Origin of the sequence: Halocynthiibacter styelae, from assembly GCF_016123485.1 — a bacterium.
Lineage (GTDB): Bacteria > Pseudomonadota > Alphaproteobacteria > Rhodobacterales > Rhodobacteraceae > Halocynthiibacter > Halocynthiibacter styelae.
Genome location: NZ_JADCKQ010000004.1, coordinates 1 through 18243 on the forward strand (window position 1 = coordinate 1; position 18243 = coordinate 18243).

Consider the following 18243-nt stretch of genomic DNA (forward strand, 5'->3'; position numbering starts at 1 on the left):
CGCCGCCACCGCCGCCACCGCCGCCACCGCCGCCACCGCCGCCACCGCCGCCACCGCCGCCACCGCCGCCACTTCCATTACCCTAAAAAATGTAGGGGCCGCTGAAACAGCGGCCCCTTTACATTTTTTAACCTGTCCGATTTTCAAAAATCAAAAATGTCCTCAAGAAAATCAGCCACCCGGCTTTTCTTTTTCTTCCGGTAATATTTGTCTTTTTTACCCCGGTAGCGGTCTTCATCTTCATAGCGCCGCTCATCACCCCGGTCACGCCTGCGGTCTTCCCGGTTCCGATCCTCATCCTGCGAGCGGTATTCACGACGCGCATCCTCTTGATGATCCTCGCGTTGGCGTTCGAGGCGTGTGTCACGTGACGAGGGAGGCGGTGGCGGTGCAACAGGTTCTGGGTTCGCAAGTTCCGGGGCAGGCCCAGCCTCAAATGCAGTACGGTCAATGATTTTATCAAGCTCACCGCGATCCAGCCAGACACCCCGGCACTGTGGGCAATAATCAATCTCTACCCCCTGACGTTCTGTGATCACCAGCTGCGCGCCATCCACCGGACATTGCATCTATTTCTCCTTCTTTGTTGACAGAAAACTGGGAACGCCAGGCGTGATTTTCAACCCACGGCTTTCCACCCGGCGGAAATCTGCAGGCGTTATTGCATAACAAGTGGCTGCCACGCAGGGTCAGGCCATCAAAACAAAGGCAAAAAGAATGAACTTCAGAAATCTGCGCGCCCCGGCAGCCATGGCCACCCTGCCCCTGCTGGCCGCCTGCGCCACCCCCTATGAACAATGCGTGAGCTTTGCCAATCGCGATGTGTATCAGATACAGCAGGAAATACGCCATCACCGCGCAAACATCAGCCGGGGCTATGCGGTTCACCGGCAATCCGTACCTTACACCGTGGCGAAGGATTGTGTGAATGAGGAAGGCACGACTTACCGCTGTGACGAAGTTCTTTACCACACGGTTGAAACCCCGGTGGCAATTGATGTGGGTTCAGAAGAACGCAAACTCTCGCGCCTGCTGCAGGATATGCCCGGTATTGAACGGGATGCCGCCCTGGAAATCAGAGGCTGCCAGGCACAGTTTCCGGAAGGCTAACGATCAGAAGACAGCGCCCACATCGTACATCACCGGTTCAAACCCTTTGAACAGTTCGGCCATGGCGCGATTGCGTGTGCGCATCTCAGGTGTGCGCAACATCGCCTGAAAATCTTCCCGTCTGCGCCATTGGGAATAATTCGCAATCCGGGTCTGGGCGTCATTCACGTGAAGCCCGGCGCCGATAAACCCCGGCTGATGAGAAATGAACTGTGCATAGGCATCTTCCAGGGATTCAAAAAGATCCTGGCACGTGGCCGGAGAACATTCAAAGGTCGTAATCACCGTCTGACGATCACTGTTTTCCCCGGGACGGATGGCTACGCTGGCTGTCGTATTGGCTGTCATAAGCTCCTCCTGTTCCAACAGGTTCGCACAGGTTCTGAAAAAAACAAAGGGCGCTGTGATGCGCCCTTTGCCCTGCTCCCCCTGCCAGCTGGCAGATCTGTTGATCCTGTCGCGTCAGTTTGGATTATCTACACGGGCGACCACGTGAATTCGCCCGCGTGATGGATTGGCCCAGGTAACCTTGACCTGATCCTTATCCGGGCCGGTTTCTGGTGTGACATAAGGCATATCCGTGGCCTGCGATCCGCCCGACATGATCGCACCTTCAGCGGTCACCGACATAACATTCCGCGCCCGTCCGCCAAAAGGCATGTGGGGTTCGAAATCCACCGTCCAGGTTTTGCTGTCTGTCGCCTGATCGAATTCCACCATCGCCGGGCTATGGGTTTTCTTGGTCACCGCAGTATATGTATTTCCTTCCCAACGCAGGTTCCGGCAACGACCAAAATCAAGGCTGGCAAAGCTTGAATCCAGCTTATCAACCTGATCCACCTGCCCGCTTAAGGCCTTAAAGACATTCCCGGAAACATTCATACCGTGAATAAAATGCCCCCCGCCATAAGGTTTCACGACAATCCAGTTGAACCAGGGCGCAACGTTGCTTGCGATAAATACATTGTCCGAAATCGTCAGCCCGCCGAATGAGTTTTCAGACTGAAAACCGGGATGGCTGTCGTATTCATTGCTCCACTCAATAAAACTGTTGTCCACATAATTGCCAACAAATGTTGTCGTACAATTCCCCAGCGCAATGATCACGCCCGGCATGCGCAACCCATCCGGAAAATCATCCCCCTGAAACCAGTGATTGTTCGCAAAAATATGGCCGCCGCCGCCCACAATGCCAAAATGGGCGAAACGGGTTGAACGATTGTCCCGGATCTTATTGTCGTTCGCGTTGGAATTAAAAGCGATCGAAACACGGCTCTGCGCCGCGAGGGATCCTTCCCCGGAAAAGAACTGGCAACGGTCAATTAACATGCCCTGACAGCCGCGCCCCGGTGAGGTGATGCCTTTGTCTTTCGGCTGGGTAAAGAAGCAATCCCGCACATGAAAGACAAGACCACCGGTTGCCAGCATCACCCCATTGGCTCTTTTTGACAGCAGAAATTCGATGTCAGACAGAACAAAACGGCTGAGGTTCGTGAAACCACTGAAATCAAGCGCATATTTGTGTCGCGTGAAAGTGTAGTTCTGCGTGCCTGCCGCATCATAAAGTGGCTGAGACAAGGTGACTTCCTGGGCGCTGACATTGACCTCCCGGACATAGATCTCACGACCAACACCATTGCCGGATACACGCGCACCAATCGGGATTGCGGCAATATTCGCAACATTGCTCAGGACCAGATTGTCTGAAACAGAATAGGTGGCAATCGAGGTCACGACCTCATCATCCCAACCAGCCGAAGCCGCACAGTCCAGCATACCGTTGCGGATCACACGACGGGATTTATAGGTGGTCTTATTGCCAACCGCCGCCTGCACATCAATCGGTTCCGTCAGTGTGATCTGACGCCCGCCAAGGTCCAGCGATTCATGGTCTGAGAAGTTGAAAAGCACCGCAATCGCACGCTTCAGCGCCTCAACCTCATCACCAAAAGCATCAATATAGGCCGGTAGATGATAATCTTTGGTCAGGGTCAGACGTTTATCAGCTGGCATGGTCACCGTGCCGGTAAACTGTGTCGGGTTTTCAAAAGTCACATGATCGGACAATAGGTAATTGCCTTCGGGAATGACCACTTTGCGCCCGTTCGCCGCAGCGTCAGCCGCCTCAAAGGCTTCCATATTGTCGGTAACACCATCCCCGATCGCGCCGTAATCCACCACATCCACAGTGTCGAGACGCTTTCCAACAAAGACATTGCTGATGTCTTCAATCTGAATGTCATCCACCCGGACAATCGCACCATTCGGGCCGGTAATATCAATCCCGAAATGACCGTACACCGGTTCACGCCCCCAGGGCATGTCCACTCCACCACGGGTGCCGGTGCCGACAATCGCGCTGACTTCAAACACTTCACCATGCCCGGTGATGGTGACAGAAGGCCCGGTTTCAGGAAGCCCCGCCACATGGCTGTTGCCTGCCGTCCCGGCCCAGCCAGCCACCCGCACAGAAGGCAGCGCACCGCTGATCACTTTCACACGTGTTTTAATCTGCAGATAGCACCCCGGCAGGATCGGCGTTTCACCCATATAGCGGATCTTCTGCGTGCCGGACAGTTTCAGCAGCTCAAGGCAGCCGCTGAAATCTGCATCGGCCGGTACAAAAGCCGCAGTTGGGCTGGTGTTATAGGTATCGGACCCCGGCGTGCCATCGCCTGAAGACCAGACATCAAGCCCACCCCGGAACTTCGGCGGCATCAGGACAAGCCCGTCTGTCACTGCTTTATTCATCACAAACCCCTTTTCGCATTGCGTGAAGGGCGGCAGCTTCCGGTGATCCGGCTGGCCCGCGCCCTGACGCGAAAAGAGGTATCAACAAGCGATTAACCCAGGCTGAGACCACCGTACGCTGCCCCTTGCCCTGCAGGTGTTGCCATGCAAATCTCTGGCCTATGACAGAAAACCCTGACACGCCCGTAATCGAATATTTCTACTCTATTCATTCCGCCTTTGCCTGGATTGGCGCGCGGAAGCTGGAAGACATCGCAAAGGCGTCCGGCCGCGGGATCATCCACAAGCCCTTTGATTTCATTCCGGTTATCACCGCCGCCAATGGCGGCACCTACCTGAACATTTCAGACGCGCGTATGAAATATTTCTTTGGCCGCGAAATTGATCGCTGGGCCGAATATCGGGATCAGCCCTGCATTCACACGCGCCCAAAATGGCATGATGAACCCCAGGCGCTGGCGTCCGGCATGGTTCTGGCCGCACAGGCGCAGGGCCTGAATGCAGATGCATTGTCCCACGAAATTCTGGGGATGCATTGGCGGGATGACGGCAATATCAACGGGCGCGATGATCTGGCCAGGGCCTGCCAGGCAGCGGGCCTTGATGCGGAACCCCTGCTCCAAGCCGCCCTCACCCCGGATATTCAGGCCCGGTTCATAGCCTGCACAGACGAAGCCATCACACGTTCGGTCTTTGGCTCTCCCACCTATGTGCTGGATGGCGATATGTTCTACGGACAAGACCATCTGGAGATGATGGAACGCGCGACCAAACAGCCATTCCGCCCCTCACCCGAATAAAAAGGCGCGCCTGAACCCCCAGACGCGCCTTTCAAATTCAAATTATGTCAGATCACTCAGACAAAAGCTTGCCATCCAGACCATCCCGGATCAGCTGAATGCTTTCTTCAACACCGTAAAGCGCCATGAAGCCCCCAAAACGTGGGCCCTGGCTTGCGCCCAGCAGCACTTCATAGAGTGTCTTGAACCAGTCACGCAGCGGTTCAAACCCGTGGTTCTTACCGATTGCAAAAACGATAGACTGCAGGAATTCGTCAGATGCGTAATCCACCTCGGGCAGCGGATCATCATTGCCCATGTCAGCGTTTTTCTTCGCAATCATCGCCAGTGCAGCATCGCCGTCATCCAGTGCTGTCACCAGATCCTCAAGCGCTGCACGTTCCTGTTCAGATGGCGCGCGGAACACACGTTCCGGCTTTACGAAATCATTGTAATAACGCACCGCAAAACCAGCCGCCTGATCCAGATCCGGGTGGGTTTCAGCAGAGGCCTCAGGCGCATACCGCTGGATAAAGCCCCAAAGCTGGTCTTTTTCCTCAGCCCCGGCAACCGCCGCCAGGTTCAGAAGCATCGCAAACGGCACAACCATATTGCTTTGCGGCACATCACCATTGTGGATATGCCAGACCGGGTTGTTCAGCTGTGCTTTCATGTCTTGCGTATGGAAGGCACGCAGCTGCTGGTGATATTCATCCACAGCCTTCGGGATCACATCAAAATGCATCCGCTTTGCAGTTTTTGGCTTGAGATACATGAAATATGACAGACTTTCAGCGCTTGCATAGGTCAGCCATTCATCAATGGAAATCCCGTTGCCAGAGGTCTTGGAAATCTTCTGACCATTGGCGTCCAGGAACAGCTCATAGGTAAAGTGATCCGGCGCGCGATGGCCCAGCGTGCGACAAATGCTGTCATAAATCGGCGTGTTGGTGCTGTGATCTTTGCCGTACATCTCAAAATCCACGCCCAAAGCGGCCCAGCGCGCGCCAAAGTCAGGCTTCCACTGCAATTTCACATTCCCGCCGGTGACAGGCAGGGTCCATTCTTTGCCGTTTTCATCGTCAAAAGTGATCGTATAGGTTTCGGCACAGACCTTTTTCATCGGCACATACATCACGCGGCCGGTTTCCGGGTGGATCGGCAGGAAGATGGAATAAGTCTGGCGGCGTTCTTCGCGCAGAGACTTCAACATCACCGCCATCACATCATCATATTTATCAACCGCGCGCTTCAGAACCTCGTCAAACTGACCAGAGCCATAAAATTCTTTGGCGGAATAGAATTCATATTCAAAGCCAAAGGTATCAAGGAAACGACACAGCATCGCGTTGTTATGATCGCCAAAGCTGTCGTGGGTGCCAAACGGATCTGGCACAGATGTCAACGGACGCTGCAAATAGGCTTCCAGGTCTTCCGGGTTTGGCACGTTAGACGGCACTTTGCGCATCCCATCCAAATCATCGGAAAAACAGATCAGCTTGGTCGGGATGTCAGAAATCACTTCAAAAGCGTTCTTAATCATTGTCGTGCGCGCAACTTCGCCGAAGGTGCCGATATGCGGCAGACCTGACGGGCCGTAACCGGTTTCAAACAGCGCATAACCCTTTTCTGGCGCGCCCTTAGCAAAGCGTTTAAGCACCCGGCGGGCTTCTTCAAAGGGCCAGGCTTTGCTTTGCATCGCGGTATCGCGCAGTTCAGACATCGTGTTCTCCATCCGGCCCGTTTATCGGGGCACATCATCAAGCGGTGGCCCAGTGCCACCCATCCGGTCTCTCTATGTTGCAACTGCGGCGTAAGTCAAGAAACAGCACCTTATTGCGCAGTGTTTTTGCGGCCCTTTTCCACGATCCAGCCCAGAATTTTCTGAACGTCTTCCCCCGCAGCCAGACCATCCCGCGCCGCGGCAAAATACCCCCGCGCAGATATGACAGCAGGCCCGCGCAGGCGTTGCAATGCGCCTGTCTCAAGGAAACTGTCCAGAACCCCGTCCCAGCACAGGCACACACCCTGCCCCGCAAGCCCGGCGTTCACAACCATCGCGTAAGAGTTAAAATCAAGCGTACGCGCCTTCCGCGGCACCGCCTGCCCCGCATTTTCAAACCAGCCCGGCCAATCATGCCAATGGGTACTTGCGGCTTCCATTGTCAGCAACGTCATCTGATTGATGTCATATTGCCCGGACGACATCTTACGCCGTTCCAGATACAGCGGGCTGGCCACCGGATATACATCATCCCCCAACAGGCGCTGTTCCCCCTGCACCCCATCGTCAGGCAGGCCAAAGCGGATCAGAATGTCACCGGGACGCTGGGTTTCACCATACTCCCGGCTTATGATACGAATCGTCAGCTCAGGGAAGCTGTCTTCCAGTTCGCCAAGATGCGGAATCAGCCAGAAGCCGACAAAACCAGACGGCGCAGAAATCGTCACCACTCGTTGTTCGGCCTTCTGCCGGATCTGTGAAACTGCGGCTTCTATCTGTCCGAACCCACCGTGCAATGCTTTCAAAAGGTCCCTGCCATACTGGGTCATTCGCACAGGTTTGTGGCTGCGATCAAACAAAGTGCAGCCCAGGTCTTCTTCCAGTGACGCGATCCGTCTTGAAACTGCCGGTTGTGAAACATTCAACTCTGCAGCAGCGGCTGTCAGCGTCCCATGGCGTGCCGCAGCATAGAATGCTGTCAAACCGGAAAACGGGGGGAGTCGCTCCATCTATCATAACCTCAACGTATAATGTTATTCACTTTTAGCTTATTGCGCGAATTGGGGAAACCCTTCTATTCAGATCACAACAACGCCATGCAACAGGATGTCCAGAATGCCAAATCTGCCCGAAATTGCCCCGGACTCTTCAGAGTTTGAAAATCTGACCGCTGATAACCTGCCCCATGCCCCACTGTCGGTAAATGCGGCACAGATCCCGCTCGCCGGTGGTACTGACCCGACATATGGCGAAGTCCAGTGGCGCACCCTGATCAATGGCACGGAAACCACAGAACGTGATCTGGTGCTGGGCATCGCAGAATTCGGCCCCGGCCACCGCCTGAAACCCCACCGTCACGATCCGGGCGAATTCTACCTGGGCCTTGAGGGCAGCGGCATTGTCACCATCGACGGCGTCGAACATCCGATCACCCCCGGCGTTGCCATCTATATTCCCGGCAATGCGGAACACGGCACGGTCGCCGGCCCGGACGGGCTGAAGTTCACCTATGGCTTCCCAAACGGGCGGTTTGAAGACATCGAATATCGCTTTACACCGGAAACGTAAGCACCATCTGCGTTTCCTGTCCCCGGCACAGCGCGGGAGTTGAACCTCCGGCGCTGTGCCCCTATGCTGCAGTCAGGCACAAGACAGTTATAAAAGGACGCCCGATGTCTGAGCAGATCCCACATTCCTTTACCCCGCAGGATGCGCTGGTTGCGATTATGTTCGCCGAAAGCGCCTCAGACGAAAACATCGGCACTCCTGAGCTGCTGACAATTGAACGTATCGTCAATCACCTGCCTATTTTTGCAACCTATGACGCAGACCGCCTGCGCACCGTCAGCCAAACCGTTCTGGATCTGTTTTCTGAGGAAGACGGGCTGGATGCGCTGTTTGGCCTCGTGAAAGACGCCTTGCCAGAGGTTCTGTTTGAAACCGCTTATGCGCTGGCCTGTGATGTGGCTGCCGCCGATGGCCGCCTGAAAGAGGGCGAATTGCGCATGCTGGCAGAGATCCGCTACGAGCTGGACATCGACCGTCTGCATGGCGCAGCGATTGAACGCGGCGCACGTGCCCGTCACATGGTTCTGCCCACCGGGGCTTAAACCCGTAACGACATCGCGAAAAGCCGCCCTGTTTCAGAGGCGGCTTTTTTCATGTCCGGTCGAGATGTAATCCTGCACCATCTCCCGTGCCCGTCCGCAGGCGGCAGGAAGATCAAGCCCCAGCGCCCGGAAACAGGCGATATAGGTGGCAAGCGTACAGCCCGTGCCCCGCCTGCTTTGGGTCAGACGCGGTCCACAAAAAGACAACTGCCGATCACCCAGAAACAGAACATCACAGCTGTTCTCACCTGCTCCATGCCCGCCCTTCACCAGCACAGCACATGTGCCGTGCCCCCGCACAAGCAGGGCCTGCCGGTTGAGATCCTCAGTTTTCTCGCCGCTTAGCCAGGCTGCCTCATCCAGGTTCGGCGTCACCAGTTCTGCCCTGGTGACAATCGGGCTTAACCCCATCTTGTCACTCAGCATACCGCCGGAACTTGCCCTTATCACCGGATCAAAGATCACTGGCAGATCGCAACCTTCCAGCATCTGCGCAATGGCAGATGCCACCTCGCCTGCCCCAACCATGCCGATCTTCACCGCCCCGACCTTTGCATCGCCCAGCGCCGCCTGCATTTGCCTCCCAATCAGATCTGTTGGCACCGCATGCACGGCCTCCACCGCCTGATCCGTCTGCGCTGTCACGCAGGTAACAACCGGCCGCACCATCACGCCCAGTTGCGCGGCCGCTGTAACGTCCCGGCTGATCCCCGCCCCGCCACTGCTGTCTGTCCCGCCAATGGCCAGAATGACAGTCACCGACAGACCTCAAGCCATTCCCGCACCCGCGCTTCCGGGTATTTCGCCTGCATGACATCGGTAACGACCGCAACGGAATCCGCCCCGGCCTGCAACACACCCGGCGCACGTTCCAGGGTTAACCCGCCGATCGCAACCAATGGCGTCTTCCCTGCCATGGCTTTCCAGCGCGTCACGCGTTCCAGCCCCTGCGGCGCCCATTTCATTTTCTTCAACAGGGTTTCATAGACCGGCCCCAGGGCAACATAGGCAGGATCATAAGAAAGGGCGCGATCCAGTTCTTTCTCATCATGGGTAGACAGCCCGTATTGAATACCGGCCCGGCGCAAAGCTGCAAAGTCGGCAGTTTCCATATCTTCCTGTCCGAGATGAACAAAATTACAATTCAGATCCAGCGCCGCCTGCCAGTAATCATTCACCACCAGCTGCGCCCCATGCACCGCGCAAATATCGCGCGCGCGGGCGATCTGACGGCGGACCTCGGCTTCCGGTTCATCCTTAATGCGCAACTGCACCAACCTCACGCCCTGAGGCACCAGAAGTTCCAGCAGGCTGACGTGACCTGTGATCAGATAAAAACGTTCCATTATGCAAGCTCCGCAATGCCGAATACCGGGGTGGATGGCACGGCCATATCGCGTTTTGGCATAGGGTCGGCCAGATATCCCCGACGCCCGGCCTCGACCGCCTGCGCCATGGCCTGCGCCATCACCGCAGGATCACCAGCTTTGGCGACGGCAGTGTTCAACAGAACCGCATCACAACCCAGTTCCATCGCACGGGCCGCATCAGATGGCCGCCCGATACCGGCATCAACAATCAGCGGCAACTCCGGAAAATGCGCCCGCATAGACCGCAGCGCGTCCGGGTTGCGCAACCCCTGACCTGACCCAATCGGCGCGCCCCAGGGCATCAGAACCTCACAGCCCGCCGCAATCAGCTTTTCCCCGACCACCAGATCATCGGTGGTATACGGGAAGACCTGAAACCCTTCCCTGGTTAGTTCCTGTGCCGCCTCAACAAGGCCAAACACATCGGGCTGCAGCGTATCCGAATGACCGATGACCTCCAGTTTGATCCAGGTCGTGCCAAAGATTTCCCGCGCCATATGGGCGGTGGTGATCGCCTCACCAGCGGTGTGACAACCCGCTGTATTGGGCAGAATTTGCACATTCAGATCGCGCAGCCTGTCCCAGAACCCTGCCCCAGACCCGGCGCTGCTTTCGCGACGCAGGGATACCGTGATAATGTCGCAGTGACTGGCAGAAATCGCATCTTTCAACACTTTGGGTGAAGGATATTGTGCGGTTCCCAAAAGCAGGCGCGAGGATATTTCTGTTCCGTAAATCAGCATCCCTCACCCCCCCTGCATTGGCGCGAGGATTTCCAGCCGGTCTCCGTCTTTCAGGACCGCCCCCGCACGAAGTTCCCGCGGGATAAACAATCCGTTCAGCGCGGTGGCTATGCTGGGCGTCGTGTAGTCAAGTTCGCTCAGCGCGGCTTCAACCGTGTCAGCTGACACGCTGATTTCTTCCGCATTTACAATGATCTGTTTCATGATGCCTCTTGTCTCTGAGGTGAAAGATGTGCAGCCGCCGCACGCGCAAGTGCGGGCGCTATCAGAAAGCCGTGACGGTAGAACCCGTTCACATGCAATGTCTCGCCCCGCCATTGAACCCGCGGGATGTTGTCGTCAAACGCCGGGCGCAAACCACTGCCGGTTTCCACAATCTGCGCCTCTGCAAAACCCGGATGCAGTGCAAATGCCGCACCCAGAAGTTCCAGCATCGCGCGTATCGTCACCGGGCCAGGGGCATCCGATTCAACCATGGTCGCACCCAGCATGTAATAACCGTCCCCGCGCGGAACGACATAGACCGGCACGCGCGGATGCAGCAGACGGACGGTCCGGGTCAGATGAACATCCGGCGCATGGATCAGCGCCATTTCCCCGCGCACAGCCCGCAAGCCAGGCAGATGTGCGTGCATGCCCCGGCAATCCACATCAACGCGATCCGGTGCCTGGGTATCCCAGAGAATCTCAACGCCCAGACTTTTTACCGCATTCACCAGATCCGTAAGGGCCTGGCGCGGATCAAGATGGGCTTCGTCCTCAAAGAACAATCCACTGCTGAACCGTCCGGACAAAGCCCCCTCCAGATGGCCGATCTCATCCCCGCTCACGCTACGGTGCCGTTCGGTACGGCGGGCAAAACGGGCAAGTTCCGCCTGATCACGCGGCGGGGCGACAACCAGCGTGCCGCGCCGCGTGACCGGGGTGAACTGCGCCCACCAGTTGATGGCACCAGCGCCAAGGCGCACGACCTCAGGTTCTGCGGTTTCGCCTTCGCACCAGGGGGCAAGCATCCCCCCGGCAAACCAGGAACAGCCATTGCCTGCAAGCCCTGGGGCGCGGTCAAAGATCCGCACCTTTTCCCCGCGTTTGGCCAGTTCATACCCACAGGCGAGGCCGGCAACACCGGCCCCTGCGATAGTGATCATTCGCCCGCCTCAAGGGCTGGTTCCTCAAGCGGCATATAAAGTTCTCCCCCCACACGGAACTTTTCAGCCATGGCTTCCATACCTTCTTTCTGTGCCTCTGCCCGGATGTCATGGGAAATCCGCATGGAGCAAAACTTCGGCCCGCACATGGAACAGAAATGCGCAACCTTATGGGCTTCTTTCGGCAGGGTCTGATCGTGGAATTCCCGCGCAGTATCCGGGTCCAGCGACAGGTTGAACTGATCTTCCCAGCGGAATTCAAACCGCGCACGCGACAGCGCATCATCGCGCCGCTGTGCCCCGGGCAACCCCTTTGCCAGATCCGCCGCATGGGCTGCGATCTTATAGGTGATCACCCCGGTTTTCACATCATCCCGGTCCGGCAGACCCAGATGTTCCTTCGGCGTCACGTAACACAGCATCGCACAGCCGAACCAACCGATCATCGCGGCCCCAATGCCCGACGTGATATGGTCATAGCCCGGCGCAATATCCGTGGTCAGCGGCCCAAGCGTATAGAACGGCGCCTCATCACAGCACTCCAGCTGCTTATCCATGTTCTCTTTGATCTTATGCATGGCCACATGGCCCGGCCCTTCGATCATCACCTGACAATCCTTCGCCCAGGCGATTTTGGTCAGCTCGCCCAGAGTTTCAAGTTCAGCAAATTGTGCTTCATCATTGGCATCCGCAATGGAACCAGGGCGCAGACCATCGCCAAGGCTGAACGCCACGTCATACTGACGGCAGATGTCGCAGATCTCATCGAAATGTTCATAGAGAAAGCTTTCGCGGTGATGATGCAGACACCATTTCGCCATGATAGAACCGCCACGGGACACAATCCCTGTCACGCGTTCAACGGTCATGGGCACCATATGCAGACGCACACCGGCATGGATTGTGAAGTAATCCACGCCCTGTTCCGCCTGTTCAATCAGTGTGTCGCGGAAGACTTCCCAGGTCAGATCCTCGGCAATGCCGTTCACCTTTTCCAGCGCCTGATACATCGGCACGGTTCCGATGGGCACCGGTGAATTGCGCACAATCCATTCGCGGGTGTTGTGGATGTTACGGCCGGTGGAAAGATCCATAACCGTGTCCGCGCCCCAGCGGATCGACCAGACCATTTTATCAACTTCTTCCTCCATGGAGGACGTCACGGCTGATGTGCCCATATTGGCGTTGATCTTCACCAGAAAGTTGCGCCCGATGATCATCGGCTCTGATTCAGGGTGGTTGATATTTGATGGGATGATCGCGCGGCCTGCGGCAACCTCATCACGTACGAATTCCGGTGTCACATAGTCGGGGATATTTGCCCCCCAGTCATTGCCATCACGCACCTCTGTTGCAGCCTCGCGCAGCTGGTTTTCGCGGATGGCAATGAATTCCATCTCAGGCGTAACAATGCCCGCGCGGGCATAGGCAAGCTGGGTCACGGCCTTGCCATCCTTGCTGCGCAGCGGGCGCGGTTTTACAGGGAATTCCGGCGTCAGACGATCACCTTCGACAAATCCGTTATCAGCGGCCTGAATTTCACGGCCCTCATATTCTTCCACATCACCACGGGCGAGGATCCAGGCGCGGCGCAGTTGCGGCAGGCCCTTGCGGATATCAATCTGCACATCCGGATCCGTGTAAACACCAGAGCTGTCATAGACCGGCAGCGGCGGCTCACCAGCGGTGGGATGCACAGCAATTTCGCGCATCGGCACGCGGATATCCTGGTAGATTTCCCCCGGCACATAGATCTTACGCGCGGCAGGCAGACCACCTGTGGTGATTTTCGGGTTGGGTATATTCATTTTGGCGCTCCTCAGGCTCATAGCAAAGAAGACACCAGATGAGTGTGGGGAGGAGGCAAAGGCAGCCTTCCGGGGGCTCCCTTTATCTTCGGCGCGCAGTCTTCAGGTGATCAGCCTGGTCGTGCGATCCTGTGCTTCCTACGCCAGTGTCAACTGGGTCAGGTTCAAAGGGTCGCGACAGTGCAGCACGCTGCTATTCGCCTCTCAGTCCCTCTCTGGGACTCCCCTGCGTTCTTTTTGGGTAGTGCGTTCATCTGGCCGTAGCAAGAGAAAATGATAAGGCCAGACGGCAGAAGGTGGAAAATGCTGTCAGAAAGCAGAAGCAACCACACAAACAAGATACAGCAAGGCACTGATAAAAATCGAAAATATCAACATCACACCAAGCACTCACAAAATAACGCACCCGCACGGCTTGCCTCACTCACATGCGGAAAACTCATACCTACTGACAGAAAAACCGCTTTTTTGTTGTGAAGTATTCAGGCTATTCCTGTCCCGGGTGATATGCATCACCCACCTCATACTATGGGAGAAACGGATGGAAAACCTCTGGGCGGTTACAGCTCCGACGTGCGGACCCTATGCACGACTGGAAGCCGACATTCAGGCGGATGTTGCGATCATTGGCGGCGGCTACACCGGGCTGTCTGCAGCACTGCATCTGGCAGAAGCCGGGAAATCCGTTGTCTTGCTGGAAGCCCGCACCATGGGTTACGGCGGGTCTGGCCGCAATGTTGGCCTGGTCAACGCCGGGCTCTGGACCCCACCGGATGAAGTCGAAGCCCTGATCGGTGAAACCGATGGCAAAAAGCTGAACGCCACCCTGGCCGGTGCGCCCGCCTATGTCATGGCGCTGATTGAAAAACACGGCATTAAGTGTGAGTTGACAAAAACCGGCACCCTGCATTGCGCCCATAGCGCAAAAGGTTTTGCCGATCTGGAAAACCGCTTTGTCCAGCAAAAAGCCCGCAAAGCCCCTGTCTCACTTCTGTCCCCCGAAGAGGCCGCAGAACGCATCGGCTCTGATCGTTTCGCCGGTGCCCTACATGACGCCCGCGCGGGTACAATTCAGCCGCTGGCCTATGCCCGGGGCCTTGCTGTCGCAGCTGATAAAGCCGGGGCACAGCTGTTTGAGGACAGCGAAGTCACCACGATGGATCAGGATCAGAACGCATGGCATCTGCGCACCCGCGAAGGTTCTGTCCGTGCGAAGCATGTGATCGAGGCCACCAACGCCTATGAAACCAGGCCTGACAGCCCACGCTATACCCCCGTCTATTACATGCAGGCCGCAACCGATCCCCTGCCCGCCGACCTTCTGAAAACCATCCTGCCCGGACGCGAAGGGTGCTGGGATACAGCGATGGTCATGTCGTCTTTCCGGCTGGATGCCGCAGGACGCATGATCATTGGTGGCGTCGGACAGATGGATGGTATTGGCGAAACCACCCATCTGAAATGGGCGGCCCGTAAGATGATCAGCATTTTCCCACAACTGGAAGGCCGCAGCATGGCGACCGCCCTGCATGGGCGCATCGCAATGACCAGTGATCACGTCCCGAAGATCCTTCAGACCGGTGACACAAAAATCTCGATCTTTGGTTATTCAGGCCGGGGCATCGGGCCGGGCACAGTCTTTGGCAAAGCCGCCGGAGACTGGGTTCTGAAAGCCGACAGTTCTGTCCTCCCCGTCTCACCAGTAACGCAGTATCGCGAAAAACGCGCGGGTCTTATGGCGGCATATTATCGTGCAGGTGCCATCGCGACCCACATGACAGACGCCCGCCGGACGTAAGCTGAAAAGAAAAAGGCGCCCGTGGGGGAAACGGGCGCCAGGGTGGAACGAGGGACAGAGGGAAGCGGATGTTCCAATCGTGCTTCCTCTCATACATTTAGGTACGAATCTGAGGATAGGAAGGGTTTGTAACCGCTTCGTGAAAATCCTGTGCAGATATCCGCCTGGACGCCTTAGCCTTTGGTCACCGCATACAGCCCGACAGCCGCTGCGTTTGAAACGTTCAGCGATCCGAAGCCACCCGCAAAATCGACCTTTACCAGATGATCGCAGGTTTCTTTCGTACGTTCCCGCAGCCCCGGCCCTTCAGCGCCCAGAACAAGCGCCACCGGACGGCCACTGTATTGCGCTGAGGCCTCTTCAATGGTCATCTCAGCCGTGCCATCCAGACCCAACAGGATGTAACCCATCTTGCGAAGGTGTTCCATCGTGTCCGCCAGGTTCTTCACCCGCAGATACGGCTGACGTTCCAGCGCACCGGACGCAGTTTTCGCAAGCGCCCCGGTTTCTGGTGCAGAATGGCGGTGTGGCGCAATCACGGCGCGGGCCCCGAACACTTCCGCAGACCGCAGGATCGCACCGACGTTATGTGGATCCGTCACACGATCAAGCAGCAGCAAACGCGGCACCTGGCCATCCGCCGCCATGCAACATTCGTCAATGCTGCCCCAGTTCAGTGGCTTCACCTCAAGTGCTGCCCCCTGATGCACGGATTGCTTGTCCAGCGGCACGTCAAATTTGCGCGGATCGGTCATCTCTGGCTCAATCCCGCTTTTGGCAATATCTTCCGCCAGCTTGTCATACGCATTCTTCGTCACAACCAGCCGCAGCTTTTCCCGCTCCGGGTTCAAAAGCGCATCCCGCACAGCATGAAGGCCAAACAGCCACAGCGTCTCCTGCGCGGAAGCGCGGCGCGCCTGTTCTTTCTCAACAACCCATTTTGGCTTTATCATCGTCTGACCCCTGATTTGCGGTCTTGGAACACCGCCTGAATACCGCTGGCTAAAATGAACCCTGTCGCCGCCGGACGCAAGCAGACATTTGTTGTGAAATTTTGCCAAAAAATCTGCGTTTTCCTGTTGACGCCCCCCGCCGGTAACTATAGATCCGGCGACAGGTTGGGCGACAGGCCGCAAGGTGTGGCAGGGGACTGTAACTCCCTCGAGGCGACTCACGCCTGGTTCGATTCCAGGGTCGCCCACCAACCTCCTAACACTCTCCGCGATTTGATATAACTGCTTAGGCAGGGCGCTCCTTTTCGCGTCGCCCCCTCCCCTCGTCATCCGTCTGGCAGAGGATGGTGATGTCCGTGGATGTGCCGGTTTCTTTAAAATCTTTAATGCGCCGGAGGATCGAAGTTTAAACTCTTTAAACAGGGGCAAGGTCAGGCTTTCCATCCTTGACCCGTGCGGTCCGACGCGGGAGGCTGTGCGGGTTAAGAAAAAGTTATTGGAGCATAAACATGACCAAAGCCGGAATTCGCCTGACGCCTAAAGAACCTGATTTTGAGCCAGGTTCACGTGGGTTCACATACAAACTGGATGGGAACGGCGAACCGACAACTGAAGGTGTGGAACAGATCGACTTTCTGGATCGAAGCGCGACCGGCAAGAAGCTTTCAGATCTTGTTGACCGCTTGGAAAGCCCGACAGTGATTGCGCTGGATGGTTCATGGGGCAGTGGAAAATCCCAGTTTCTGAAACTCTGGTGTGGTGCGCATCAGATTGAGAATGACGGCAAAGCCGACGTGATTTACTTCGACGCCTTTGAACATGATTTTCTGGATGATCCGCTTGCCTCTTTGATAGCCCGGCTTGGGGAAACCCAAGAGCCGGGCAAAATGCAAAAGGTCAAAACGGCGCTGTTCAGGTTTGGAAAGCCTTTTGCGCGTGTCGCGCTGGCTGTGGGCACTGCCGGAGCTTCAGAAGCCACGGCGGCTGTCGGTGATGCGCTCATAGGTAAAACGGCTGAAGAAATTGAAAAGCTTTCGGAGAAATTCTGGGCGCGGGAGACAAGCAAACTAGCCGCGATGCAAGAGTTTCGCCTCGCTTTGACAGCGTTGACTGAGCCAAACGATGGCATGCCGACAAAAAAGCTGGTCATTATCATCGACGAGTTAGACCGCTGCCGTCCGGATTATGCGCTGTCGATGTTGGAGGTGATGAAGCACTTCTTCGCCCTGGATGGCGTGCATTTTGTGCTGGGTGTGAACTTGAAGGAGTTAGAGAACTCGGTGAAGGCGCGCTATGGGCAGGGGATCGATGCGGCGCGGTATTTGCAGAAATTTGTGCATGTTGAGTTGAATTTCTCGGCGTCAACAAATTCTAGAGGAGGTGGCCTTCCTGTGTATTATGAAACGTTGCAACGAAAAATGCATGAGGGTGATTCCTGGATGCACGCAAGGATCCTAATGTTGCTTGGTAGAATTCCCGCTGAATTTGAGCCATCTCTAAGAGACATTCAAAAAATCATCGCGAGCGTCGCAGTTTGCTCGGACACCAACTTTATTCACGAGCTGGAAATGACGGCGCTCGCAATGATGACCATTCTAAAGGTTGCCAATCCTACACTGCTCAGAGACATGTTATCATCTGAGGCTGGGGTGGAAAATGTATGTCGGTACTTTGGCATTTCTGAGCGAGACAAATCTGCGTTTAGTGATGAGCGTGGTCACATGTATTGGGTTGCCAAACTGACACAGGATCCCGGAACAACTTTGACGGATGAATTTAGCGGAGCATTCAATGGGGTGGGAGTTGACAACGCGAACAAACATCTGAGAACCAGTTTTCTTCCCAAAATTTACAATCGTACTTTAGCGACGTTTTCACTGAATATCTAACCCCCATTGCCCCGGCAGACCCCCTAGGATAAAAGCGCCCTCAAACCTTATTCAACGGAG

The 18243-nt window shown here is 56.2% G+C and carries 18 protein-coding genes, 1 tRNA gene and 1 riboswitch; of the genes, 7 read left to right on the top strand and 12 right to left on the bottom strand.

Annotation, left to right across the window (positions count from 1 at the left end):
- Positions 1–143: 143 nt before the first annotated feature.
- Positions 144–569 carry a TFIIB-type zinc ribbon-containing protein gene (locus H1D41_RS18480; RefSeq protein ID WP_394355393.1) on the bottom strand — a complete coding sequence of 142 codons (426 nt, stop codon included), beginning with the start codon at positions 567–569 and terminating at the stop codon, positions 144–146.
- Positions 570–717: 148 nt separating this feature from the next.
- On the opposite strand from H1D41_RS18480, the gene H1D41_RS06235 reads away from it, so the two are divergent.
- Positions 718–1110, top strand: coding sequence for a hypothetical protein (locus H1D41_RS06235; RefSeq protein WP_228848084.1), 393 nt, complete (start codon positions 718–720; stop codon positions 1108–1110).
- Positions 1111–1113: 3 nt separating this feature from the next.
- Here H1D41_RS06235 and H1D41_RS06240 read toward each other — a convergent pair whose 3' ends face one another.
- Together H1D41_RS06240 and H1D41_RS06245 are read right to left on the bottom strand one after the other, a co-directional pair.
- The gene (locus H1D41_RS06240) at positions 1114–1458 is read right to left on the bottom strand and encodes an antibiotic biosynthesis monooxygenase family protein (protein WP_107497665.1); all 345 of its coding nucleotides are present in this window, start codon (positions 1456–1458) and stop codon (positions 1114–1116) included.
- Between the two features lie 114 nt (positions 1459–1572).
- Positions 1573–3861 carry a glycosyl hydrolase family 28-related protein gene (locus H1D41_RS06245; RefSeq protein WP_228848085.1) on the bottom strand — a complete coding sequence of 763 codons (2289 nt, stop codon included), beginning with the start codon at positions 3859–3861 and terminating at the stop codon, positions 1573–1575.
- A gap of 161 nt (positions 3862–4022) precedes the next feature.
- Between H1D41_RS06245 and H1D41_RS06250 the strand changes: the two genes are divergently transcribed.
- Positions 4023–4661, top strand: coding sequence for a 2-hydroxychromene-2-carboxylate isomerase (locus tag H1D41_RS06250; RefSeq protein ID WP_228848086.1), 639 nt, complete (start codon positions 4023–4025; stop codon positions 4659–4661).
- Between the two features lie 52 nt (positions 4662–4713).
- Here the strand turns inward: H1D41_RS06250 and H1D41_RS06255 are convergent, their stop codons facing one another.
- Positions 4714–6363, bottom strand: coding sequence for a lysine--tRNA ligase (locus tag H1D41_RS06255; RefSeq protein ID WP_228848087.1), 1650 nt, complete (start codon positions 6361–6363; stop codon positions 4714–4716).
- 110 nt (positions 6364–6473) lie between these two features.
- A complete protein-coding gene (locus tag H1D41_RS06260; RefSeq protein ID WP_228848088.1) occupies positions 6474–7373 on the bottom strand; it encodes a LysR family transcriptional regulator in 900 nt (299 codons plus the stop codon).
- A gap of 106 nt (positions 7374–7479) precedes the next feature.
- Between H1D41_RS06260 and H1D41_RS06265 the strand changes: the two genes are divergently transcribed.
- Together H1D41_RS06265 and H1D41_RS06270 are read left to right on the top strand one after the other, a co-directional pair.
- A complete protein-coding gene (locus H1D41_RS06265) occupies positions 7480–7932 on the top strand; it encodes a cupin domain-containing protein (protein ID WP_228848089.1) in 453 nt (150 codons plus the stop codon).
- A 104-nt stretch (positions 7933–8036) separates the two neighbouring features.
- The gene (locus H1D41_RS06270; protein WP_107497660.1) at positions 8037–8474 is read left to right on the top strand and encodes a tellurite resistance TerB family protein; all 438 of its coding nucleotides are present in this window, start codon (positions 8037–8039) and stop codon (positions 8472–8474) included.
- A 33-nt stretch (positions 8475–8507) separates the two neighbouring features.
- On the opposite strand, the gene thiD is transcribed toward H1D41_RS06270, so the two are convergent.
- From thiD to thiC, 6 genes are read right to left on the bottom strand one after another with little or no spacing between them, the layout of a single operon-like run.
- Entirely contained in the window at positions 8508–9233 is a 726-nt protein-coding gene (gene thiD / locus H1D41_RS06275) for a bifunctional hydroxymethylpyrimidine kinase/phosphomethylpyrimidine kinase (protein WP_228848090.1), read from the bottom strand.
- Positions 9230–9820, bottom strand: a complete 591-nt coding sequence (locus tag H1D41_RS06280; RefSeq protein ID WP_228848091.1) for a thiamine phosphate synthase — start codon at positions 9818–9820, stop codon at positions 9230–9232. The genes thiD and H1D41_RS06280 overlap by 4 nt, the downstream gene beginning before the upstream one ends.
- Complete coding sequence (locus tag H1D41_RS06285) at positions 9820–10587, bottom strand: thiazole synthase (RefSeq protein WP_228848092.1); 768 nt, start codon at positions 10585–10587, stop codon at positions 9820–9822. Before H1D41_RS06285 ends, H1D41_RS06280 begins: the two co-directional genes overlap by 1 nt.
- 3 nt (positions 10588–10590) lie before the next feature.
- Positions 10591–10791, bottom strand: coding sequence for a sulfur carrier protein ThiS (gene thiS / locus H1D41_RS06290; RefSeq protein ID WP_228848093.1), 201 nt, complete (start codon positions 10789–10791; stop codon positions 10591–10593).
- Positions 10788–11735 carry an FAD-dependent oxidoreductase gene (locus H1D41_RS06295; protein WP_228848094.1) on the bottom strand — a complete coding sequence of 316 codons (948 nt, stop codon included), beginning with the start codon at positions 11733–11735 and terminating at the stop codon, positions 10788–10790. Before H1D41_RS06295 ends, thiS begins: the two co-directional genes overlap by 4 nt.
- A complete protein-coding gene (gene thiC / locus H1D41_RS06300; RefSeq protein WP_228848095.1) occupies positions 11732–13543 on the bottom strand; it encodes a phosphomethylpyrimidine synthase ThiC in 1812 nt (603 codons plus the stop codon). Before thiC ends, H1D41_RS06295 begins: the two co-directional genes overlap by 4 nt.
- Positions 13544–13661: 118 nt before the next feature.
- A riboswitch (TPP riboswitch) is annotated at positions 13662–13781 on the bottom strand.
- Positions 13782–14084: 303 nt separating this feature from the next.
- On the opposite strand from thiC, the gene H1D41_RS06305 reads away from it, so the two are divergent.
- A complete protein-coding gene (locus tag H1D41_RS06305; RefSeq protein WP_228848096.1) occupies positions 14085–15341 on the top strand; it encodes an NAD(P)/FAD-dependent oxidoreductase in 1257 nt (418 codons plus the stop codon).
- 173 nt (positions 15342–15514) lie between these two features.
- Here H1D41_RS06305 and rlmB read toward each other — a convergent pair whose 3' ends face one another.
- Complete coding sequence (gene rlmB, locus H1D41_RS06310) at positions 15515–16294, bottom strand: 23S rRNA (guanosine(2251)-2'-O)-methyltransferase RlmB (RefSeq protein WP_228848097.1); 780 nt, start codon at positions 16292–16294, stop codon at positions 15515–15517.
- A 167-nt stretch (positions 16295–16461) separates the two neighbouring features.
- On the opposite strand from rlmB, the gene H1D41_RS06315 reads away from it, so the two are divergent.
- Positions 16462–16545 (top strand) — tRNA-Tyr (locus H1D41_RS06315).
- A gap of 258 nt (positions 16546–16803) precedes the next feature.
- Positions 16804–18183, top strand: coding sequence for a KAP family P-loop NTPase fold protein (locus tag H1D41_RS06320; protein WP_228848098.1), 1380 nt, complete (start codon positions 16804–16806; stop codon positions 18181–18183).
- The last annotated feature ends 60 nt before the right edge of the window (positions 18184–18243 follow it).